At 48.1% G+C, this 22,985-nt stretch carries 20 protein-coding genes; 12 read left to right on the top strand and 8 right to left on the bottom strand.

The window, feature by feature from the left end:
* Positions 1 to 40 precede the first annotated feature (40 nt).
* Together ACXAFI_RS13270 and ACXAFI_RS13275 are read left to right on the top strand one after the other, a co-directional pair.
* On the top strand, positions 41 to 709 hold the full coding sequence (locus tag ACXAFI_RS13270; RefSeq protein ID WP_475109189.1) for a polysaccharide deacetylase family protein: 669 nt from the start codon (positions 41 to 43) through the stop codon (positions 707 to 709).
* A gap of 89 nt (positions 710 to 798) precedes the next feature.
* Positions 799 to 966, top strand: a complete 168-nt coding sequence (locus ACXAFI_RS13275) for a DUF1328 domain-containing protein (RefSeq protein WP_152454369.1) — start codon at positions 799 to 801, stop codon at positions 964 to 966.
* A 46-nt stretch (positions 967 to 1,012) separates the two neighbouring features.
* On the opposite strand, the gene ACXAFI_RS13280 is transcribed toward ACXAFI_RS13275, so the two are convergent.
* Positions 1,013 to 1,558, bottom strand: a complete 546-nt coding sequence (locus ACXAFI_RS13280) for a carboxymuconolactone decarboxylase family protein (protein WP_475109190.1) — start codon at positions 1,556 to 1,558, stop codon at positions 1,013 to 1,015.
* Positions 1,559 to 1,641: 83 nt separating this feature from the next.
* Between ACXAFI_RS13280 and dinB the strand changes: the two genes are divergently transcribed.
* The 5 genes from dinB to ACXAFI_RS13305 all read left to right on the top strand — a co-directional run bounded on the left by dinB (position 1,642) and on the right by ACXAFI_RS13305 (position 5,726).
* A complete protein-coding gene (dinB, locus tag ACXAFI_RS13285; RefSeq protein ID WP_475109191.1) occupies positions 1,642 to 2,721 on the top strand; it encodes a DNA polymerase IV in 1,080 nt (359 codons plus the stop codon).
* 429 nt (positions 2,722 to 3,150) lie between these two features.
* A complete protein-coding gene (locus ACXAFI_RS13290; RefSeq protein WP_475109192.1) occupies positions 3,151 to 3,672 on the top strand; it encodes an RNA polymerase sigma factor in 522 nt (173 codons plus the stop codon).
* A gap of 13 nt (positions 3,673 to 3,685) precedes the next feature.
* Positions 3,686 to 4,135, top strand: coding sequence for a hypothetical protein (locus ACXAFI_RS13295; protein ID WP_152454373.1), 450 nt, complete (start codon positions 3,686 to 3,688; stop codon positions 4,133 to 4,135).
* A gap of 138 nt (positions 4,136 to 4,273) precedes the next feature.
* Positions 4,274 to 4,888: a hypothetical protein gene (locus ACXAFI_RS13300; protein WP_475109193.1), complete on the top strand. Its 615-nt coding sequence runs from the start codon at positions 4,274 to 4,276 to the stop codon at positions 4,886 to 4,888.
* A gap of 73 nt (positions 4,889 to 4,961) precedes the next feature.
* On the top strand, positions 4,962 to 5,726 hold the full coding sequence (locus ACXAFI_RS13305) for a substrate-binding periplasmic protein (RefSeq protein ID WP_475109194.1): 765 nt from the start codon (positions 4,962 to 4,964) through the stop codon (positions 5,724 to 5,726).
* A gap of 110 nt (positions 5,727 to 5,836) precedes the next feature.
* Here the strand turns inward: ACXAFI_RS13305 and ACXAFI_RS13310 are convergent, their stop codons facing one another.
* The 5 genes from ACXAFI_RS13310 to ACXAFI_RS13330 are packed head-to-tail and all read right to left on the bottom strand — an operon-like array spanning position 5,837 to position 10,443.
* Positions 5,837 to 6,613, bottom strand: a complete 777-nt coding sequence (locus tag ACXAFI_RS13310; protein WP_475109195.1) for an SDR family NAD(P)-dependent oxidoreductase — start codon at positions 6,611 to 6,613, stop codon at positions 5,837 to 5,839.
* 1 nt (position 6,614) lies between these two features.
* Positions 6,615 to 7,391: an SDR family oxidoreductase gene (locus ACXAFI_RS13315; protein WP_475109196.1), complete on the bottom strand. Its 777-nt coding sequence runs from the start codon at positions 7,389 to 7,391 to the stop codon at positions 6,615 to 6,617.
* A gap of 58 nt (positions 7,392 to 7,449) precedes the next feature.
* The gene (locus tag ACXAFI_RS13320; RefSeq protein ID WP_475109197.1) at positions 7,450 to 8,505 is read right to left on the bottom strand and encodes a phosphotransferase; all 1,056 of its coding nucleotides are present in this window, start codon (positions 8,503 to 8,505) and stop codon (positions 7,450 to 7,452) included.
* On the bottom strand, positions 8,498 to 9,730 hold the full coding sequence (locus tag ACXAFI_RS13325) for an acyl-CoA dehydrogenase family protein (RefSeq protein WP_475109198.1): 1,233 nt from the start codon (positions 9,728 to 9,730) through the stop codon (positions 8,498 to 8,500). The genes ACXAFI_RS13320 and ACXAFI_RS13325 overlap by 8 nt, the downstream gene beginning before the upstream one ends.
* Positions 9,731 to 9,765: 35 nt before the next feature.
* Positions 9,766 to 10,443: a histidine phosphatase family protein gene (locus tag ACXAFI_RS13330; protein ID WP_444898748.1), complete on the bottom strand. Its 678-nt coding sequence runs from the start codon at positions 10,441 to 10,443 to the stop codon at positions 9,766 to 9,768.
* 108 nt (positions 10,444 to 10,551) lie between these two features.
* Between ACXAFI_RS13330 and ACXAFI_RS13335 the strand changes: the two genes are divergently transcribed.
* Positions 10,552 to 11,445 carry a LysR family transcriptional regulator gene (locus tag ACXAFI_RS13335; protein ID WP_475109199.1) on the top strand — a complete coding sequence of 298 codons (894 nt, stop codon included), beginning with the start codon at positions 10,552 to 10,554 and terminating at the stop codon, positions 11,443 to 11,445.
* A 212-nt stretch (positions 11,446 to 11,657) separates the two neighbouring features.
* Entirely contained in the window at positions 11,658 to 13,694 is a 2,037-nt protein-coding gene (locus tag ACXAFI_RS13340) for an oxidoreductase (protein WP_475109200.1), read from the top strand.
* Between the two features lie 138 nt (positions 13,695 to 13,832).
* Here the strand turns inward: ACXAFI_RS13340 and ACXAFI_RS13345 are convergent, their stop codons facing one another.
* On the bottom strand, positions 13,833 to 15,104 hold the full coding sequence (locus ACXAFI_RS13345) for an MDR family MFS transporter (protein WP_475109201.1): 1,272 nt from the start codon (positions 15,102 to 15,104) through the stop codon (positions 13,833 to 13,835).
* 616 nt (positions 15,105 to 15,720) lie between these two features.
* On the opposite strand from ACXAFI_RS13345, the gene ACXAFI_RS13350 reads away from it, so the two are divergent.
* The 3 genes from ACXAFI_RS13350 to ACXAFI_RS13360 all read left to right on the top strand — a co-directional run bounded on the left by ACXAFI_RS13350 (position 15,721) and on the right by ACXAFI_RS13360 (position 20,263).
* Positions 15,721 to 17,400, top strand: coding sequence for a hypothetical protein (locus tag ACXAFI_RS13350; protein WP_475109202.1), 1,680 nt, complete (start codon positions 15,721 to 15,723; stop codon positions 17,398 to 17,400).
* A gap of 736 nt (positions 17,401 to 18,136) precedes the next feature.
* Entirely contained in the window at positions 18,137 to 19,702 is a 1,566-nt protein-coding gene (locus tag ACXAFI_RS13355) for a carboxylesterase/lipase family protein (RefSeq protein ID WP_475109203.1), read from the top strand.
* A 12-nt stretch (positions 19,703 to 19,714) separates the two neighbouring features.
* The gene (locus ACXAFI_RS13360; RefSeq protein ID WP_444921464.1) at positions 19,715 to 20,263 is read left to right on the top strand and encodes a histidine phosphatase family protein; all 549 of its coding nucleotides are present in this window, start codon (positions 19,715 to 19,717) and stop codon (positions 20,261 to 20,263) included.
* A gap of 88 nt (positions 20,264 to 20,351) precedes the next feature.
* Here ACXAFI_RS13360 and pepN read toward each other — a convergent pair whose 3' ends face one another.
* Positions 20,352 to 22,982 carry an aminopeptidase N gene (gene pepN / locus ACXAFI_RS13365; RefSeq protein WP_475109204.1) on the bottom strand — a complete coding sequence of 877 codons (2,631 nt, stop codon included), beginning with the start codon at positions 22,980 to 22,982 and terminating at the stop codon, positions 20,352 to 20,354.
* Positions 22,983 to 22,985 lie beyond the last annotated feature (3 nt).

The raw sequence follows: 22,985 nt of genomic DNA on the forward strand, positions 1-22,985 counted from the left end.
GCTTTTTTCTTTTCTGGGTCAGAGAAAGCTGGATTAGTAAATGAGAATAATAATAACTGCGATTTCGAGTATATTCTTATGTCTATCTATCACGGTATCTGCCAAATCCAACGAGGGGAAACGCATCGCCCTCGCTTTTAGCGGGGGGCCAGTACCAGGTGCGACTGAGTCTCTACTCAAACAGCTAGAAACCCTGCAAATACCTGCGACATTCTTTCTGGTGGGCAAAGAAATGGAGCGCTTCCCCAAACAGACTCGCTCCATTATCAATGCCGGCCATCAGCTGGGAAATCACGGTTATTCCTATATCGACCTGGCAAGCCTGCCACTAAGCAGCGCCAAAGCCGAAATTAAAAAAACCTGTAAGTTATTGCAGCACCACGGATATCAGGAAAGACCAACGATCCTGCCCCCTTTTGGTAGCCTCTCGGAAGAGCTGGGTAGTCTATTGGCCGCGCAGAATTTTCAGGTGGCCCAGTGGGACTTGGAGCCGCATCTTCATGTCAATATGAATAGCCCCCACGCCATCGCCGACTATATCGTCCAGAATGCCAAAGATGGCAGTGTGGTTATGCTGCACCCAATGTATGAACACGGCAAAGAAGTGGCGGAGGCGCTGCCGCTGATCTATACACAGGTCACAGAACAGGGGTTTTACTTTGTCAGCCTGGCGCAGATCACTGATACTGGCAGTGTCGGAAATTTGTAATTACCGTCTCAATACACTACCAATTAAGTCGTTGGGAGTCGGCCCCCAAAGTACTACCTCCGGTTCCCTTATCTTATATGGAGACCACCATGATACGTTGGGCCATTATCTTCCTGGTGATTGCGCTGATTGCCGCCTTTTTTGGCTTTAGCGGTGTTGCATCCACGGCAACAGAGATCGCCAAAATCCTGTTCTTTATCTTTATTGTACTTTTTGTCCTGGCATTGATCTTCGGCAGGGGTCGGCCACCTAAATAGAGTTTCTGAAGTATTCTACTGGCCAAACCCCGGCATCTTGCCGGGGTTATTTCTGGTGCGGAGTCCTGGTAGGCACAAGACTCAACGCTTCTGCCAAATGGTTAAAACCCAACACCAACTCCATCACCCCCAAAGCCTCCAGTAGCTCGTCGTCTCCCGCCCCCAGCTTCCGTGCCTCCGCAATAAGGTGTTGCCGGTGATCATCTGGTGCCTTATTGGCGTTGCGGGCCAGATCAAACAACGCGTGCTCCTTCTCAGAAAAGTGCACATGCTTTGGATCGGTACGAATACGCATCACCTCATCGGGGGTAACCCCAAGCATTTGCAGAGAGGTACTGTGATGATAAATGCCATAGTCACAATGGTTATCCGCAGAAACCGCCAAACCAATGGCCTCTTTCAACTGAGCCGACAGGCAGCCGTGCAGCATCACCGCTTTGAACTTCTGCCAATTGGCCAACAACAGTCCCTCGTGGTGGGCATAAATCCTAAACAGACTGGGAATCCCACCCAGTTCATCCTGGATTTCCGCAAATACCCTGGAAGCCTCTTCCGAATCAGGGGTCTCCACTAAAGGGATGCTGCTCATCATTCACCTTCCTGCTATCCAGCTGTCTATTGCCTACTGGCAGAAATAACTTCCTGGCGCCACAAAATACTGTATATAATCACAGCATGAGAAAGATCATCCACTGCGACTGCGATTGTTTTTACGCTTCGGTCGAAATGCGAGACGATCCAAATCTCCGTGGGCGCCCGCTCGCTGTTGGCGGTAGCAGTGATCGCCGCGGAGTCATCTCCACCTGCAACTATGAGGCCCGCAGCTACGGTGTCCGCTCCGCCATGCCCACCGCCCAGGCCAAGAAACTCTGTCCTGATTTGATTGTAGTACCCGGTAACATGGCCAAATACCGGGAAGTCAGCCACCAGATTCGCGAGATTTTCCTCGATTACTGTGACGATATTGAGCCACTTTCCTTGGATGAAGCATTTCTCGATGTCAGTAATAGTGGTCGCTGCCACGGTAGCGCTACTTTGATGGCGGAGGAGATCCGCCAGAGGGTTAGAGAGACCCTTGGTATTACTATCTCCGCCGGAGTTGCCCCCAATAAATTCCTGGCCAAGATCGCTAGTGACTGGTGTAAACCCGACGGGCTTACGGTGATCACCCCTGAAGAGGTTGATCAATTTATATTGCGTTTGCCGGTAAACAAGATTCATGGCGTAGGCCGCGTCACGGCAGAGAAAATGCACCGCCAGGGTATCCATACCTGCGCCGACCTGCGACGTTATTCCCAGGTAGAGTTAAGTAAAACCTTTGGCAAGTTTGGGCGCCGCCTCTACGAACTGAGCCGCGGTATCGACGATCGCCCGGTGAGCGGGGATGGCTCCCGCAAGAGTGTCAGTGTAGAGCGCACCTTTAACAAGGATCTCTGTGAATATGATGACTGGCTGGAAGAGATGACGAGCTTATATGTGCGCCTACTTGAACGGCTGGAAAAACTCGGCGATCGTTATGAAGTAAATGGCGCCACCGTAAAGGTAAAATATGCCGATTTTTCCCAGAGTACCCATGAGCGCAACAGTCGTGCAGGGCGTATTTCTGAGTTTCGCCAATTGCTGCAGGAGTGCTGGGATAAACGCTCCACTCCTATTCGCCTACTAGGCGTAGGGCTAAGGCTCACGGACCTACGCGCCGGACGCGGCCCATTACAACTTCCTCTCCCCCTACCAGATTTGCCAATACATCACTAACTTGGCCTTTCCTTAGGCAGGATACTTTTCACAAATTATTCATCCTGAACTTTCCAGATCAGTCGCGCTTTCCAACAATCCACACACCTACCGTTGTTCAAAAACGTCCTTATTAATAAAGAATAAATTGCCATAATAAAAAATTATCCGCCATTTTAATAAAGATGAAAGGCTTAACGCGCCAAGCGACCGTTTATCAAGATATGGCGTTACCCGTTACCCTCTGTAAGCCCCTGAAGAGCTGGGCCATCTATACTTCGCAGGCCAAGAGAACTCGGCTTACTCAAAAACCAATAGAAATCCCGCTCGTTCTCAAAGGTGCCAAGTTTAACGTTTATACCGACTACAATTTTTATGATCAATGACGCATAAACCCAGGCCTAAGCCATCTCTGGCTTGCGGGTTACCTGCGTACGGAGGCACGACATTTTGTCTCGCAAAACATTCCAACATTATTCCGATGAGAAGCTGCTCGATCACTACCGGGAGACTCGTCGGCTTGCTGCATTTGAGCCACTGTATAACCGACACAAGGATGCCCTCTACCGTTACTGCATCCAGATGGCACCAAATTCCACCACACAATTATTGCAGGCTCTGTGGCAAAGCATTCTGGAGAATCCTCCGCAACTCCACGGCCGGCTATTTAGAAACTGGTTGTTTATTCAAATCAATAAATCCCTGCAGGAGCAAACAATCAGCAGCACCCAACCTGAGACATTAGCCGGGGAAAATAAGGTTATCGCAGCCATTCAGAAACTCCCCACACTTCAACGCAACGTGCTGTTGCTACACATGGAGTGCAAGCTCTCCCTGGCTGCAGTAGCAGATATAGAACGTATATCACTGAAAAATTGTAGAGAGTATTACCAATTAGCTCGGCAGCAAATTGAAACCCTGATTTACGGATCTCAAGCACAACCCTGGCAAGTGGAGGCCATTAAAGAGTGATAGAGGTAGAAGCATGAGTAACTGGGAGCACCAATACCGCGAAGAGGCGTCAGCTTTTACCTCACCGCAACAGTTAGATTCTGAAGTCTTACTACAGGCAAAGGGCTACCAGCCGAAAAAGGATATAGGCCGGATGCTATCCGGTACCTCCCTGAGTTGCGCTCTAGTGACCGCTTTATTGATGTTGGCACACCCGGCACAGCACCTCGGTGCCAGGACTCCCGCAATGACTCAAAATAGTGAGTTTCAACTTGCCACCCAGGAAATAGCCCAGTGGCAACCCCCTCCCCCAGAACCCGAAATACAAGACGATCCCTGGCAAACACTGCGCAGCCAGGTCAATGCCGAGAACTATGTTGCTCTCTGCCAGGAATGGCGACAACAACAAAATAATATTGCGGAGCAAGACTTGCCCCGCGAACTGCGAAAAGCTGCCCAGAAGCGCTGTCGTATTCTGCCCTAGCGAGAGGAGTTGAAACTTTTGTTGTGCTCAGTTTCAGTCGCAGCAGTATTCGGAAAGTGCACAAGCAACACTGGACGGCTAAGTAAACTATATATCCTAGAGAGTTACGCCCCTTCTGAGTAGTGCAGTGGTACAGCAATGCCCCTGACTATTAACAGTGTCCCCAGAGCACAAAACTTGGTATCAAAAAATACGTTGGCGGTGGCCGGCTTTTACGGTGCCGGTGGTCCAAACGCCGGGGACAACCAATCGCTCAACGCCTGGGTCTCACACATGGGGGGAGCCATGTTCAGCCCCTTAGCCAAAAGACAGGCAAGACAATATCTTATCCAGGAGGCTTCACAGGGAAAGTTTCTGGTATTAGTAGGTTACAGTCGGGGGGGAACCGCTGCTATTAAATTAGCAAATGTTCTCGGACGCCTGGGAATTAGCCTGAGTCACCTGGTTATTTTTGATGCACACAGCGTTTTCGATAACAAAACCTTTAAACTGAGATACAACAATATCGGCCAAGCACATAACTTCTTCCAGAGAAATCCGAGAAGTGCTGGCCAATACGGCTGGTGGGGAATAAACCCTTACTGGGGATGCCCCTTACAATCGAATTACATAGAAGTACAGCAAATAGATTTTACCGGGGATTATTTCAAAACAGGTATTTTGGTTTCCCACCTCAACATTGTCCGTCAGTCACTAGCTGCTTTACCTTCGGCATCGAACCAAGAACACCTAGCGCAATCTTTATCGATCTAAAGTGACCAATGAGCGCTCAATGATTCAACATCAATGATCCCTGGAAAAGCAATGTTTGTTCAAGGAGTCAAATATGGAAAGTAGGCATTTAAACACCTTGATTCTATGGGTTATTTTATTATTTTCAGTACCCTGCACTACCGCTAAAGAGTTGAAAGTTGCCATATCTGAGGATGCTCCCCCCTATGTTATGGATCACGCAAAAAGCGGCTTGGAAATTGAGGTCATCTCACAATCACTCTCAGAGTATTCTATAGAGTTTGCTCAAATGGGTTGGGGAGAAATACAAGGTGCAATTGATCGTGGTATCGCCGATGCTGAAGCCAATGTTCATGAAGCCAGCAAAAATTTATTCTACTCAAAAGACTATATTGCCTTTATAAATTACGCCATTAGCAAGAAAAAAGACAATATCACCATAAACAGTGTCAGTGATTTAGCCGGACATCCAATCATTACCTGGCACGGTGCCCACCGGGATCTCGGCCCCGAGTTCCAGGCGCTGTTCTCACCTGGTTCACCAAATAGTCATAACTATATTGAGCTACAAAGCTCACAGGAGCAGGTGAAAAAGTTCTGGCAGGAAGAAGGTGCAATCATTGTCATAGATATCAGCATATTTTCCTACCTCTCAAAACAAAGTGGACATTCATTGGAAGCGGTATCCCTACACAACTTCAAAATGCCTACCACAAAATTCAAAATGGCATTCAAAAAGGAAGAGGACAGGAACACCTTTGATCTTGGCCTCAGTAAACTTTGTAACAGTGGCGCTTATAGAGAACTCTTGAGAAAGTACGGGGTGACACCAGCGGCCGATGTCTGCCCCACAAAATAGAAGTAGAGATTGTAAGCTAACTTTCAAAAGCGAACTAAAGTCCACTAAAGGAGCGGGAGTCTGCAAATTTAGCCATTTACCAACTCTTTAGCTTTAAATCACTCCTATCCTCAATATGCCGATAATCCACCATCCACCGCCAGTGCCTGGCCGGTAACATAAGTCATCTTCGGAGAGAGGAGCATTAACATAGCCGCTACTACTTCTTCCGGCTCACCAAGACGCTTCATCGGACAACCTTCGGCGAGAAAAGCCTGTACCTCTTCCGGGCTGGCCCCTGGGGCCTCCACAGAGGTCACCATAGGCGTCAGGCAATAGAATGGGCAAATGGCATTCACCCGAATACCGTACTTGGCGTTTTCCATTGCTGCAGTTTTGGTCAGTCCAATAACCCCATGCTTGGCGGCAGCATAGGAGGCAATTTTGGGTGCACCCCCCAGCCCTGCCATAGAGGAAACATTGAGAACCACACCGCCTCGATCTTTCATCAATGGCAGCTGGTGCTTGAGACCGAAAAATACGCCCTTCAGGTTTACATTGTATTGATGGTCCATCATCGCTTCGTCAGTCTGCTTCAGGGACATCATCGGCGGAGCGATACCGGCATTATTAACCGCCATATTCAGGCCACCGAACTCAGACTCGGCCAGTCGCACCAGAGCAACGCAATCCGCTTCAGAGGAAACATCGCAACGTTGAGCACGCACCTGTATACCATCACGACCCAGGTCATCGGCGAGCTGCATCAGGCCCTCTTCGTTAATATCACCAAGCACCAAGTGCGCTCCGCGAGATCCCAACTCTTTAGCCAGCAGCTTGCCAAAACCACTGGCGGCGCCAGTAATTAGGGCAACCTGGTTGCCGAAATCCAATATTGGATCTTGCATATTAAATTCCCCCACAGGAAGTCATTCCGCCATCCACCACTACGCATTCGCCCGTGGTGTAACTGGAAGCATCGGAAACTAAGTAGAGTACTGTACCCGCCATCTCCTCAGGCTCGGCGTGACGGTGCATAGGGATATGGCCAATTGCGGTTTTATAAATATCCTCGTGGGTGAAGAGTGCCCCGGCAAACTTGGTTTTGGTCAACCCAGGCAATAGGGCGTTTACACGGATATTGAACTGGGCACACTCCTTGGCAAAGGCTTTGGTCATATTGACTACTGCCGCCTTGGTGATGGAATAGATTCCCTGGCCCACACCAGGCTGCAGGGCATTAACCGAGGCAGTATTCACAATCACACCACCACCCTGCTCGCGCATCAACTTGCCCGCTTCCACAGACATAAAGAAATAGCCACGAATATTCACTTCAACCGTTTTTTCAAAAGCCGCGAGGTCGGTATCAAGGATATGACCAAAATAGGGGTTGGTAGCCGCATTGTTAATTAGGATATCCAGCCGCCCAAAGCGTTCACGGACATCGGAAAACATTTTCTGGATATCTTCCATATTGCCGATATGGCAAGGCACCGCTTCCGCTTTACCGCCGGCATCGACAATCGCATCGGCAACAGCCTGACAGCCTTCAATTTTTCGGCTGGATACCAGCACATGGGCGCCCTGCTCTGCCAAAAGTTTTGCAATTGCCTCACCAATACCACGGCTAGCACCGGTTACCAGAGCAATTTTTCCGGTGAGATCAAAAAGATTCTTTGCCATTTTTTTATCCTTATCATTTTTCCAAAGCACAATAAATTGTATCGAGATGACCTTCTAACTAACTCGCCTCACTGGCAATGCTCATTGCCGTTTGTGCCAGTGGCGCTACCAGGGCGCCGAGGCTCGCCGCATTGCGATTCGAGGCATTACCATCCTGTGCGCGTTTGGCCACGCCCTGGACTATCGCCGCTAAACGGAAAAAACTAAACGCTAAATAAAAAGGCCAGTGATCAATGCCCTCAATATCCATACGCTCACAATACTTGGCCACATAGGCCTGTTCAGAGGGGATACCCAGCGAGGCAATATCCAGCCCCAACAGTCCGGACATCTTGTCACCCCCAGCAGGCATACGCATTTGCATGCACTGGTAAGCAAGATCCGCAAACGGGTGACCCAAAGTAGAAAGCTCCCAATCCAGCAGGGCGATCACTTTGGGTTCCTTAGGGTGGAAAATCATATTGTCGAGGCGGTAATCACCGTGTACCAGAGCTACCCGACCATCATCTTCCGGGAGCGCACTGCCAAGCCATTCAATCAACTCTTCCATCGCCGAAATAGGCTGTGTCTCGGAAGCCCGGTATTGCCCCGTCCAGCGTTCCAGCTGCCGCTGAAAATAGTTTCCCGGGCGGCCGTAATCGGATAACCCCATGGCGTCGATGTTGAGACTATGTAATGCGGCGAGCACCCGATTCATTTCATCGTACATAGCACTGCGCGCAGGAGCATCCACCTCGGGAATTGCCGCATTCCAGAAAATCCTCCCCTCACAGTATTCCATCAGGTAAAACATGGAGCCGATCAGATCCCGGTCTTCACATAAATGAAAAACTTTGGGCACCGGTACATCGGTATCTGCCAGTGCAGACATTACACGGTACTCACGATCCACTGCGTGAGCAGATTTCAATAGTTTTCCTGGGGGTTGCCGGCGCAATACATAGGTATTTGAAGGCGTTTCCAGCTTAAAGGTGGGATTGGATTGACCGCCGGAAAATTTACTGATTTTCAGTGGCCCGGAAAAACCTTCAACATTTGCGCTGAGGTATTCCTGCAACTTTTCCAGCGGCAAAGCTTCCACTGAGTTACGTGACTCCTTTACGGTTTCAGACATGCTCCTCTCCCTGTGCAGTCTCTGCGGCATAACGGGCAGCCAGGTTGCGCCCCAGCTGCATCATATGTACTTGGTCTGGTCCATCGGCTAAACGGATAGTCCGCGCGTAAGCATAGTGATGGGCCAAGCTATAGTCCTGGCTCAACCCTGCCGCACCGTGAATCTGGATAGCGCGGTCAATCACCTTGCAGGCCATATGCGGTGCAACAATTTTAATCATGGCAATCAGGTCTTTGGCCGCTTTATTGCCAAGTCGATCCATTTGCGCCGCCGCTTTTAAAGTTAGTAGGCGCGCCTGCTCAATTTCACAGGCAGACTTGGCAATATCCTCCCGTACAGAGCCCTGTTTGCTCATTGGGCGACCAAACACAATGCGATTTTCCGCTCGACCTGCCATCATTTCCAGGGCGCGCTGGGCCTGGCCAATTAAACGCATACAATGGTGAATTCTGCCCGGCCCCAAACGCCCCTGGGCAATTTCAAAACCACGCCCTTCTCCGAAAATCAGATTAGACGCAGGCACCCGAACATTCTCAAAAATCACTTCCGCATGACCTTCCGGAGCATCGTCGTAGCCAAATACCTGCATGGGCCGAATTATTTTTACCCCAGGGGTATCTGTGGGAACCAGGATTTGCGATTGCTGACGATGCCGATCCGGATTAGTGGGATCGGTCTTGCCCATCACAATCATGACCTTACAGCGCTTATTCATCAGGCCACTGATATAAAATTTATGACCATTAATCACATATTCATCGCCATCGCGCACGATGGAAGTTTCAATATTCGTAGCATCGGAGGAGGCCACCTTGGGTTCGGTCATGGCGAATGCCGAGCGAATATTGCCCTCCAGCAATGGCCTCAGCCAGGTTTCCCGCTGTGCTTCCGATCCATACTGGGCCAGCACTTCCATATTGCCGGTATCCGGGGCGCTGCAATTAAAAATTTCTGAGGCAAATAAAACCTTCCCCATCTCCTCCGCCAAAGGCGCATATTCCAAGTTGGTAAGGCCGGCACCATAGCGGGAATCGGGTAAGAATAAATTCCACAGCTCAGCCTCACGGGCTTTTTCTTTTAAAGCCTCCATAATAGTGGGCTCGCCCCAGGGGTCATCCTGCAACTGCTGTATATAGGTACTCTCAGCGGGATACACATATTCCTGCATAAAGTTTTTGAGCCGCTCCAACAGGCCCTGTACCTTTTCTGAATATTCAAACTCCATGTCTTTTCACCTTTAATTGTGTTGTAGGTTTTAATTCAGCTGTAAGTCACGGAAGTGTGGCGCTCATCTCTCTCCAAATGAGGCACGTGATTAAAACTGTTCAAGCTGAGCCCCTGCCCTGCGCTAGAGAAAAAACGGGTAGTGCCGGTATTCTGTATCTGCATATTGAGTTTGATCACCGACTCGGGGGGACCGCCCAATACCTGCCGCACCATCATGGCAATAGCCCCACCGGAACTGACCACCAGAGTTTTACTGCCTTTGGGGCTATCGCTGATTAAATCCAAAACTTCACGAATGCGATTTTCGAATGCCTGCCAACTCTCTGCCGGTGCAATTTCCCCTGCAGACCAGGCGAGCATGCCCTGCATCAAAAAACGGTAAAAGTCGGCACGGGGTGCATTGGGGCCCGGGGTAGCTGTGGGTTTTTTCTCACTGTAGAGGCGAGCTACTTCAAGGAAGTCGAACTCATTCAATTGGGGAACCACCGTCAAGTGGCCTTCTAAGTCGATGCCAAGGCCTGCACAGATACCCTCGGTGGTTTGCCGATGACGGCGCAGGCTGCCGCAGAAAATCCGGTCAAACTTCTGGCCAGTGCCCCGCCAGTATTCCCCCAGCCAGCGGGATTGCTGCCAGCCGATATCGGAGAGATTGTCGTAATCATCGGCGCCGAAGGACGCCTGTCCATGGCGCACCACAATTGATTCGGCCACAGCGAGTTCCTCTTTTAATGGAACTCCAACCCTAGTCCTCTCGTTTGAATCATCAAAGTTTATTATGCGAATATATGATCATTCACACTGGTTATGATTGAGGCACAGATGCAGCTGCAAAAAATGGATATGAACCTGTTCTTGGTTCTAGAGGCCATTTATAACTCGGGTAACCTCACCCGTGCGGCTGAGCAGTTGCATATTACCCAGCCGGCGGTGAGTAATGCCCTGGCACGTCTGCGCCGCACCCTGGACGATCCATTATTTATTCGCGGCCCATCCGGCATGACTCCCACCCCTCTTACGGAGTCCATTATGCCCAGGGTGCAGCAGGCCCTTTCCCTACTGGGTACCAGCCTGAATGAACACCGCCAGTTCAATCCCGCCCTGGCACGCAAAACATTACGACTATCTATGAACGACATGGCAGAAACCCTACTGCTGCCGCCTCTCTTAGAGCGCCTGGAAAAAGAAGCGCCGGGTGTGACAGTAGAGTCATTCCATGTACCCAGGGATCAACTTGCCAAGGAGCTGGCAGCCAATACATTGGATTTCGCCCTGGATATCCCTCTGGCGACAGCACCCCAGCTACAACGACAACGCCTTCACCAGGACCGATATCTCTGTATGTTGCGCAATGAGCATCCCTTGGCTGGGGAGTCGAGCCTGACACTGGAACAGTATCTACAACTGGAACATATCCATGTTTCCAGTAGGCGAACGGGTCCTGGGTTGGCGGATATAGCACTGAATAAACTGGGGCGTCGACGCACCATCAAACTGCGTGTACAACACTACCGAGTGGCACCTTTAATCGTATTACGCACAGATTTGGCTCTAACCGTACCGGCGAGTCTGGCCAGTCAGTATTCGGCACGTCTATTTGAACTGCCGTTCCAAATACCCCTGATGGACTGGCACCTGTTATGGCATAAAAATCTACAAGAAGATCCCGCCAATCGATGGCTGCGAGAGCAGCTTCTGGCGGTTTTGGCTGTGTAAATGAACAGACGAAAACCCCTTTAAAAACAGGCATTTCCGCCAAATGAGAATGGGACGCAAATAGCTTAATAAAACGTCAGGAATTGATCACTGAATTCGACCGGAAAGGTCACTGTTTCGCGTCAAAGGCTCTTGTTATCCTGCTGGGCAACGATATGCACTTTTTTGCATATATAAATGAACCCCAAAGGTTACAAGAAGAGAATTTTGCCATGTCCCAAGCCTACCCTAATATGCTTGCCCCCCTGGACCTGGGCTTCACCACCCTGAAAAACCGGGTGCTGATGGGCTCCATGCACACCAACCTGGAAGAACACCCCGGTGGCTTTACCCGTTTGGCGGCATTCTACGCTGAGCGCGCCCGCGGTGGCGTTGGCCTGATTGTAACGGGGGGTATCGCGCCCAACGAAGAGAGTGGCGTATTTAAGGGTGCCTCTAAAATGAACACCCCAGAAGAGGCACAACAGCATCGGGAAGTGACCGAGGCCGTTCATGCCGAAGGCGGCAAAATCTGTATGCAGATCCTGCACACCGGCCGCTACGCTTACAACGAAAACCTGATTGCTCCCTCCCCCATCCAGGCTCCGATCAACCCTTTCACTCCGCGCGAGCTGACCAGTGAGGAAATCGAAGGCCAGATCGATGATTACGTACGCTGCGCCACCCTGGCCCGCGAAGCCGGCTACGACGGCGTAGAGATCATGGGCTCCGAGGGTTACTTTATTAACCAGTTCATCGTAAAGCGCACCAACAAACGTACCGATGAGTGGGGCGGCAGCTTCGAGAATCGTATCCGCCTGCCGATCGAAGTCGTTCGCCGTGTGCGCGAGGCTGTTGGCGAAGACTTTATTATTATCTACCGCCTGTCCATGCTGGACCTGGTGGAAGACGGCAGTGACTTCGACGAAGTGGTTGCCCTGGGCCAGGCTATCGAAAAAGCTGGCGCCACAATTATCAATACCGGTATCGGCTGGCACGAAGCGCGCGTTCCCACTATCGCCACCAATGTACCACGCGCCGCATTTACCGATATTACCGCCAAGGTGAAACAGCACCTGTCTATCCCGGTAGTTGCCAGTAACCGCATCAATGTGCCGGAAGTGGCCGAAGAAGTGCTGGCCTCCGGACAGGCCGATATGATCTCCATGGCACGCCCATTCCTGGCAGATTCCGATTTCGTCAACAAGGCCGCAGAGGGCCGCGCCGATGAAATCAATACCTGTATTGGCTGTAACCAGGCCTGCCTGGATCACACCTTCCAGCTGAAGCTCACCTCCTGCCTGGTCAACCCACGCGCTTGTTATGAGACTGAGCTGAACTACCTGCCTACCGAAAACGTGAAAAAAGTGGCTGTTATCGGTGCCGGTCCCGCTGGTTTGGCTGCCTCCACGGTTGCCGCCGAGCGCGGACACCAAGTAACCCTGTTTGAAGGCGGCGACAAAGTCGGTGGCCAGTTTAATATCGCCAAGCAGATTCCCGGCAAGGCAGAATTCCAGGAAACCCTGCGCTACTTCAAACGCCGCCTTGAAGTGACTGGCGTTGAAGTCAAACTCAACACTATCGCTACCGCAGAAGACCTGCAGTCTTTTGACGAAGTGATAATCGCCACCGGTATCGAGCCGCGCACTCCACCGATCCCTGGTATTGAGAGCGACAAGGTGTTGGGTTATCTGGACGTATTGAAACACAAGAAACCAGTCGGCGAAAAAGTGGCCATTATCGGCGCGGGTGGCATCGGTTTCGACGTGGCGGAATACCTGACTCACGACGGCCCCCACTCTACCGAAGAGGAAGTGGTTGCCAGCGATAAAGAAGAGTTCTTTAGTGAATGGGGTGTGGATATCGAGCTGGAACAGCGCTCTGGCCTGAAACCCCGCGAAGCAGTAAGCACCCCTCGCCAGGTTTACCTGCTACAACGTAAAACCACCAAAGTGGGTGCAGGCCTGGGTAAAACCACTGGCTGGATTCACCGTGGTAGCCTGCAACACCGCAAGGTTGAGATGATTTCCGGTGCCCTTTACGACAAAATTGACGATAAGGGTCTGCATGTTCGCGTTGGCGAAGAAGAGCGGCTGTTGGAAGTGGATAACATTATTGTTTGCGCCGGTCAGGAACCTGCTCGCAAACTGTATGAAGCGCTGCAGGAGCGCGGAGTAAAGACCCACCTAATCGGTGGTGCCGACGAAGCCGCAGAACTCGACGCCAAGCGCGCCATTGACCAAGGCTCACGCCTCGCCGCAGAGATCTAAAAAATTCCCCGGCAATATTCTTGTCGGGGATTTTCTCAGGCAAATCAGAACGGGAAACTCCATGCTTACTGCTGGATTTCCCGTTTTTTATGCCTCACAGACACCATCTATTTCTATATCTGAAAAACCTCTTTTTAACTATCCAGTGATTTTGGCACTTTCACCTGAAGAGATTATCGGCTCTTTCTGCTCCGGCCACTGTGGGCGGGAAAGGTAAGCTGTTGTGCGATAAAGCGCGAATACTACACCACAGAGCATCAGCAACATCCAATAAAGTGTCGGTCCACCCCACCATTCTAAAACCACCCCTCCAGCCAAAGGAGCCAGGGCCCAACCAAGGGCATAAAAGGAGGAAGCCCCAAAATAGGTACCGCGCAAATGCTCAGGTGCCAGACGGTCTATCTGTACACTCATGGTTGGAAAGAGAATCGCTTCAGCCAAACTGAGGACAAAGGTCGCCCCCATCCAGCCCCAAAACCAATGCACCGGATTTAAGGCAAACCACATTTGAGCCACAGCCAAAATCACCAGTCCAATCATTATTCGACCATTAATATCCAGTTTGCGCATCAACTGCATGAGCGGAAACTGCAACAATACGATGGTCATTGCGTTCACAAAAATCATGCTGGAGATCAGCTCAACCAATCTCGGTGCCTCTGCCCGTGTCAGATACTGCACCAGGCTGGAATCCATATGGGCATAGATAAACATCGTGAGGATATTGGCAACAATCACCACCATAAACACCTGGTCCCTGCGCAATATCGCCAGGGTACTGCCTAAATCGACAGAACCATCACCATTGCTCTTTACGAGCTGTCCCTTCTCTGTTTTTGCAAATCCCCAAATAAACGCCAGCGCCAAAAGCAAATAACTGAGAGAAGTTAAGCCAAAGGTGGACTGCTGCGCACTCAGCCCCGCCCAGACACCAACAATGGGCCCTAATGCCGCTCCCGCATTGATAAGGAAGTAACGCAGCTGCAGAGCTAGCTCACGACTCGCCTGGTTATCAATTAAGTCGCCAATCAATGCACTAGCGGGCGGCTTCCAAACAGCGCGACCAATTGAACACAGCGTCATTGCCAGAATAAATCCCGGTAATGTTTCAGTCACTGCCAATAGGGCAAAAGAACATAGATTGATTAGCGAACCTAATAGCAGGATATTCCGACGTCCATAGCGGTCCGACAAGGCCCCTACATAAAACCCCAATAGCGCCGCACCAATTGCTGAAGCACTGAGAATCAAGCCTATTTCCGCTGCACCCAACGCAAATTTATTGAAAAGAAGAATGGCCAGGAAGGGCCAAACCATAAAGTAAGTGCCACGGCTAAAAAAACTGCCTATTAATATTATCCAGACCAGAGGAGGAAAACCCCTAAGGTTCTGCCACCAATTCCAACGCATTGCCTAATACTCCACATCAATTTCTTCCTTGTTCTCAAATAGTCCATAGAGACTTTTTGAACCCCGCGCCAAAGAGGCAAGTTCCCGTTAAATGCCAGGGAGGACAGCCCGTCACATAGACTTAACGCCCATGTGCCACATCAAAGGTCGACAGGGTAATCAACCGCGAGAACCGACAATCAATTAGGCGGCCAATAGTTTTGACAAAAAAACCCGAAAGGATAGCCTTTCGGGTTTTAGGGATTGGCAAGCGTATAACCTGCAAAATCATTCAACCTGGATATTAACCCTCGAAATTGCCTAAGGGTTAATCGTGAAAACCTTCGACACTTTGCGTGCCTTTCATTCTCTAGCGCGGTATCCCAATACTATCCAAGTGGATTCATTTTGAAACCCAATATTCATAATAAATTTTATTGAAAGCAATTTCCCATGGGAGCATCACTTTCTCTCCTGCAGGATCTGTACACAAGTCTATACTCCAGCAGAAAAGTCCTCCGATGATTATCAAAATAAGCAAAATGGAAAACCTGCCCACATCGTGATCCACAGAGAGCAATAGCATATGTCCCTATCCAGCATGCTTATGCGGGCACGCCCACTGGTGGAGCGGGCCTTGAGTAAGGTAGCCCCACCTTACACTCTTTTTTTTTCCATTAGCGACAGTAAACAACGCGCCGAAGTGAGGCATACTAACGCCGCAGACTTTTCCAGCGCCTGGCAAACCCTCACCGCCGACATCCACCAGGCTGTTTGGCAAGCTAAGATGAACCCCTGCTGGCTGAGGATCGACTGGGTTACCAGAAGAAGCTCTACCACCCTTGCCAACCTCCATGAAATTCTTTCTGACACCAAACCCGGTTATTTCCGCTACGGCTTAGCGTTGGATCAAGACTGTAAGATCGCTTTTCTGGAGCAGGAACTAAATGGTAATGCCATGCTCTATGAGGGCAACTGTATAGATCATGCGGCCCTCAACAAAAGAAACTTCAGATCCTATTGCCAGCGTAGATTTGGAGATCAAGTCGAACTAGATTTTGCCGACGAAAGAAATGTGGTTCTTTTATCTACAGAAGGGCTTTTCTGCGAAAGCCACAAAGAGCCAGTATATCTATCTGGGGCCGGTCCGAATACTGGACGAAGGATTATCAATAACCTCAATGCAAAACTGATCACCCAATTAATCGAAAATGCCAGCAGCTACCTAGGGCGCCAGCTTACGTCCAGTGGACATTTTCATTCTGGTTGGTACCCATGTTTTGATCTTGAGATAGAAGGCCACAACAACCTACGCCACGCCAGCTGTGCCCATGCCATGATAGAGGCCTGGGAAGTCAGTAAGGATCCCGCCTTACAAGCGGTAATAGAACGAGCATTAAACGTTCTCACTAGTGATTTAATCCAAACGATACCGTTAAAAACAGGAGAGACCGCTGCCTTCTTGGTGGAATCCAATAGTGAAATCAAGTTAGGAGGCAATGCACTAAGTCTGTTGGCTCTCGTTAAATATTCCGAGGCTATGGGAGTAAGAGCCTATGCAGACCTAATGGAACAGCTGGCTAAAGGCATCGAATTTATGCAAAACCAAGCCAGTGGTCAGTTTTGTCATGTCCTCGACTACCCTTCACTTAATATCAAAAAACAACGTTTATCCATCCAATACGACAGTGAGGCAGCCCTCGGATTGATACGTTTATATAGCTGGGACAAAAACCCCCGCTGGCTCACAATGGTAGAAAAAGCCCTTGAATACTTTATAGCTACTGAGCAATGGCGCACTCATGATCACAGGCTGAGCTATTGCCTGAATGAACTCACCAAATACCGCCCCAAGGAAAAATATTATCAGCTTGGCATCCGCAACTTTGCTAACCATCTGGGTTTTGTTGAAAACTGCAAGACTACTTTTCCCGCCCTACTTGAACTAATGATGTCTGCAGAGAAGATGATTTCCCACCTGCATTCCCAAGGATTATTCCAAGAGCTTCTCGACCAGGTCGACCTAGAACATTTCTATCACGTACTAGCCAAAAGAGCCGACCACTTACTAAACGGATACTTTTGGCCAGAATCTGCAATGTTCTTCAAAAACCCGGAGAAAATAACAGGCAGCTTTTTTATTCGTCACAAGGCCTTTAGACTTCGAGCGGATGAGGTTGAACAATATCTTTCAGGGCTTATCGCCTATCGTGATTTTATATTAGATCAGACACTCCAAAAACCAGCCTGTATAGATAATCCACCTCAAACTGAGAAAGCCAACCATATTGACAACATAATGTTCTCCACATCTTAAAACCCAGGAACTCCTTCGTTAACAATTAGGCTCATCGGTATCAAAGTACCTATAGTTTACTGAGAGTTAGATATACCAACAATTTCCAATCAGCTGCAACACCAATGAATAACATTCAAATTCATCATACAACCCTATAATAGCGAGTATTAACCTACCCCAACTGATAATGAATGATATAAGGGCAGATTAACTTATCACCTCTAGACTCAACAACCTTAAATATTTACAGTAAATTTGATCCGCCCATTCTCTCCAAAGATAGATCAAACATTGAGAGCTTCGAGCTTAAAATAGAGATTAACATCACTCCAACCGATAGCAGATCATAAAGACCACTGCATCCAGCCAATAAGAACACAATTCAAATTTTGCATTGTTACCGTTACATGAATAGAAGATCAGCCTGTCACCACCCACAAATGAAGCATGACAATTAGCACTGCTAACGACAATACTGCTTCAAACTTTAATCACACAATAAAACTTCAGGAAATACAAAAACCTCATTAAACCCACAATGATTTGACTAAAAGACAGTTATTACCGCATCAAGGATCTACCCACGACTAAATTTATTATTACCTTACATACTCAGTAAAGGTATAAGCGTGCCAATTATTTCATATATATTTCTTTGGATTAAAAATCCCAGACACAACCTTACAAAAGACCTCTAGGGTTTAATCGCAAGCGTAAAGAGTTAATTGATTTTTTGATATAATGGACGGCAGTCATGACAACGGACCCAGGCATTGGAAAGCACTTAAATAAAAATCTAACGCCAGTTGTTGAAACAAATGCCGGTCCAATTATCGGCACCAGAGATACAAAATCAGGCGTCTATAGATTTCTCGGGATACCTTATGCAAGACCTCCAGTGGGAGAGCTGCGCTGGAGCGCTCCAGAAGAACTACCCCCCTGGACAGCCCCATATCATGCGGAAGAGTTTGGTACGCCAGCCGCACAAAACCCTTCCGCCTTGATAGAAGTGCGTGGACAAGATGGAGCTCTCCCAGAAAGTGAGGAGTGCTTATATCTCAATATATTTTCCCCGCCTATTGAGAACAACCAAAAGCTTCCTGTCATGTTCTGGATTCATGGAGGCTCTTTCTATATGGGATCTGGTTGCCAACCTGTTTACAATGGCAGCTACCTCGCCTCCAGCGGTAGGGCGATTGTGGTTACCATCAACTATCGGCTTGGCTCTTTTGGTTTTTTAAGGCTGACAGATATCAGCAATATTTCATCTACAGGCAACGAGGGGCTTCAGGATCAAATTGCTGCCCTCAAATGGGTAAAGAAAAACATCTCGGCATTTGGTGGCGATCCCGAAAACATTACAATTTTTGGTGAATCTGCTGGCGCCATGAGCATTGCCTCCCTTTTAAATATACGTGAATGTCAAGGCCTTTACTCTCGAGCGATTGTACAAAGTGGCCACCCTAAAGCCCTCCACTCTATTGATCGAGCCAATCATATGGCCGAAGCTTTTATCTCCCACCTAAGAAAAAACTGCGGCAAAAAATCACTTCGAAACTACCTTGTAAAAGATCTTCTACAAGCTCAGAATGAAATACTACATGATCCTCAAATGACTAAACAATGGGGTCAACTTCCCTTTAAACCGGTCATTGACCACATACTCATAAAGGATAATGAGGCTAACGAGTTAGCCACCTCAAAAAACATCCCCCTTCTTTTAGGGAGTAATTTAGATGAATGGAATTTATTTAGTGCCCCCAACCCAGAAATATACTCCCTAACCTACCAGAAAATTTGTAACCACTTAGAGTGGTTAATACCCGAGAGCAGCTTAAAACCAATCATAGATTACTATTACCATCAGGCATCAACTACAAAAGATAACCTCTGGCCTAAGTGGAGTAAGACCTGGAATCTCATGCTTACAGATATGGTATTTACTCTTCCAGGAATGAGGCATCTAGGTGTACATCAAGGAGACTGTTACCACTATCACTTTACCCAACCGCTTATCGCTCAACCTTTACTGGGAGCTTGCCATGCAGTGGAGCTCGGCTATGTTTTTGGAACTCATGGTGAGGATTCACTTCAAACACTTTATGGAGGTGAAACCAAGGCACACATACTTAGCGCTTCTATTCAGGAGGCATGGTTAAGCTTTGCCGAGAAGGGTAATCCAGGTGTGGATTGGCCCGTTTATTCTGGTATAAATAGCAAAAGATTTGGACACAACCCTGATAACAGAAAATTTAACACCACTGAACTCCTTCGCCTGTGGCAAGATATTCCTGATGAAGTTTTAAACAAGTATCTGTAACCTAGTAACAATATGATAAAAATTCTACTTGTCCGTCATGGAGAAGCAGCAAAAGGCCCCTCCATCGCAGACCCGACCCTCACTACTTTGGGGCAGAGACAGGCCTCCCTTCTAGCTCAAAACTTACCTGGCGATACATGCCTGAAGTTGGTTAGCAGTCCAAAATTGCGCGCACAACAAACTGCACAGCCAGTAGCTGAAAGATGGGGGCAAGTTATTACCCTAGAAAGCAGAGTTAGTGAAATCCCTACTCCCAAAGGGATCTCATTACAGCAACGACTGCCTTGGCTACGCTCCTTATTAACTCAGAATTGGGATCCAAGCAATAAACAGCAAAAAGAATGGCGTGAGGGTATCATAGATTACCTTCTAGGAGTTCACGAAGATACCATGGTCTTTTGTCATTTCATGGTGATCAATTCTGTAGTAGCACACATATTAGAAGATTCGAAAGTCCAGCAATTTCGGCCTGATTACACATCCATCACCGAGCTAAGGCTCACCAAAGGAAGCCTTGATCTAGTTCAACTTGGCAGCGAGCGCACCACTAAGATCTCATAACCATCAAAGAAAATCTTGCATCCACTCTAAATCTAAGCAAAATTGGGGCGCTTTAGCGCCCCACATACAAAAATTCCAACAAATAAACTTATTTAAGACTTTTACTCACCACCTCAAAAACATCTGGTGACAACTCTCCTGCATCAAGCACATATTGAAGTGCAGTTTTCATTTTTTCAGAGAGGTTTTTACTATACTTTTTCCATCGGGTAATCGGCACAACAAGTCGGGCAGCTATTTGAGGATTTAACTTATCGAGTAAAATTACCTGCTCGGCAACAAAGCGAAACCCACTGCCATCTTCCTTATGGAACTGTTTGAAGTTTCTATTAGCAAAACCACCGATTACCGCCCGAACTTTATTCGGATTTCTAACCTCAAAGGCAGGATGGCTCATAAGATCTTTGATTTTATTCAAAGTGCCATTACGAGCACTACTACTCTGTAAACCTAACCAAAGCTCCACAACCTGTGTATCACCTTTCCAGCGTTGATAAAAATCTTGGATAGCAGAATCAGATTTCTGTATATCTCCGTAGTTGATCAATGCGCTGAGTGAAGCGGCACTATCCGTCATATTTTCAGCAGCCTCAAACTGCTTTTGCACAAGTTCTAAGGCCTCAAATTTTTCAGTAGCCGAAAGATAAGTTAAACAAGTATTTTTCAAACTACGTTCAGCGATATCCTTTGCATTAGGATCGTAAGGCTTCTGAGCATTCAATTCAGAGTATTTCGCCCAAAGCTCAGGAAATAATGCTTCAGCCAGTGATTTATACGCAAACTCTCGAGCCACCACTATAGCTTCAGCATCAATTAAGTCACTCATCTCGGCTATGGACTGCTCACTTGGCAATCTTAATATTTCAGCCACCAAAGCAGGATCAAGTGCGGTGTTACTTAGCACATCTCGATAAGCCTCAACCAGTTCTGGCTGTAACTGCAATGCCCTTCCATTCCGGTAGTCTTTCTGGAGCTTAGATAGTGCTAAGAAAGCTAGCCGCTGCGAAGCATCCCAGCGATTAAAAGTATCGGAATCGTGGCGCATTAGGAAAATCAATTGCTTTTCGGTGTAAGGATAACGAACCCTGACCGGTGCTGAAAAATCACGTAATAGTGAAGGCAGTGGTTTTTCTTGAAAGCCACTAAACTCAAATACTTGATCTGATTTAGTGATTTCAAGTACTTCTTCAGTATTTCCTTTGGAATTCAGGACACAGTCATTACCACTTTGGTCCAATAATCCAATTTTTACTGGTATATGAAGAGGTAGCTTATCCTTCTGGTCAGTTGTTGATGGGCAAGATTGGGAGATTTTAAGACTATAAACACCCTTGGCCTGATCAAAGTCATCTGTGACATCTAAGACTGGTGTTCCAGCCTGACTGTACCAATGACGAAACTGTGTAAGGTTTATCTGATTGGCATCTTCCATCGCCACTATAAAATCATCACAGGTTACTGCACATCCATCATGGCGCTCAAAATAAAGGTCGCTTCCCTTGCGAAATCCCTCCGGCCCCAGCAGCGTATGTAACATACGAACGACTTCAGCGCCTTTTTCATATACCGTCAAAGTATAGAAGTTTGATATTTCCATATAAGAATCTGGCCTTACCGGATGGGCCATAGGGCCAGCGTCTTCTGCAAACTGATTGGTGCGCAGTAGAGAAACATCCTCAATACGCTTTACTGCCCGGGAATTCATATCAGCAGAAAACTCAGCATCACGAAATACGGTAAAACCTTCTTTTAAACTGAGTTGAAACCAATCTCGGCATGTAACCCTATTTCCAGACCAGTTGTGAAAATATTCATGCCCGACGATAGATTCTATTCTTTGGAAAGCTGAATCAGTTGCAGTCTCCGGGCTCGCTAGCACGCAAGCTGAGTTGAATATATTTAACCCTTTATTTTCCATGGCTCCCATATTGAAATGGTCTACCGCCACTACCATAAAAATATCCAGGTCATACTCTCTGCCATACATCTCTTCATCCCAACGCATGGCTTTTTTCAGGGATCGCATAGCATGATCGCATTTACCAATATTTTTTGGCTCAGTAAAAATCTGTAGCTTGACTTCACGACCACTGCCTGTAGTAAAGGTATCTTCAACATGCTCCAGATCGCCAGCTACCAAAGCAAATAGGTAAGCCGGTTTAACGAAAGGATCCTCCCAGGTAGCGAAGTGACGCCCATCTTCGCAATAGCCACTATCAATCTGATTACCATTAGAAAGTAATACGGGATGGTCTTTTGGTGACACTATGGTAGTGGTGAATTTTGACATCACATCCGGCCGATCCGGATAAAAAGTGATCTTTCGAAACCCTTCCGCCTCACACTGTGTGCAATACATGCCGTTGGATAGATACAGACCTTCCAAGGAAGTATTATCCTCTGGGTTAATTCGGTTGTGGATCTCAAGTAGAAATTCAGGTTTTTCTACTGAAATAGATAACCCCTGGGGTGTTACTTGATAAGTGGGTTGGGAGAGAATGGAGCCATCAATGGCAACAGACAACAACTCTAAATCAATGCCATCTAATAATAAAGGTGGCAGGTCTTTGCCAGCTTCAGGGTTTCTACGAATTTTAAGCTGTGATTTCACCAGGGTTGCTTTGGGCTCCAGTTCGAAGTGCAGATCGGTGTTATCCACCAGGTAATCTGGTACTTGATAATCCTTGAGGTAAATAGTCTTCGGCTGGGCGTCTTGCATTTT

The sequence above is a fragment of the Microbulbifer sp. ABH2_005 genome (assembly GCF_056160005.1).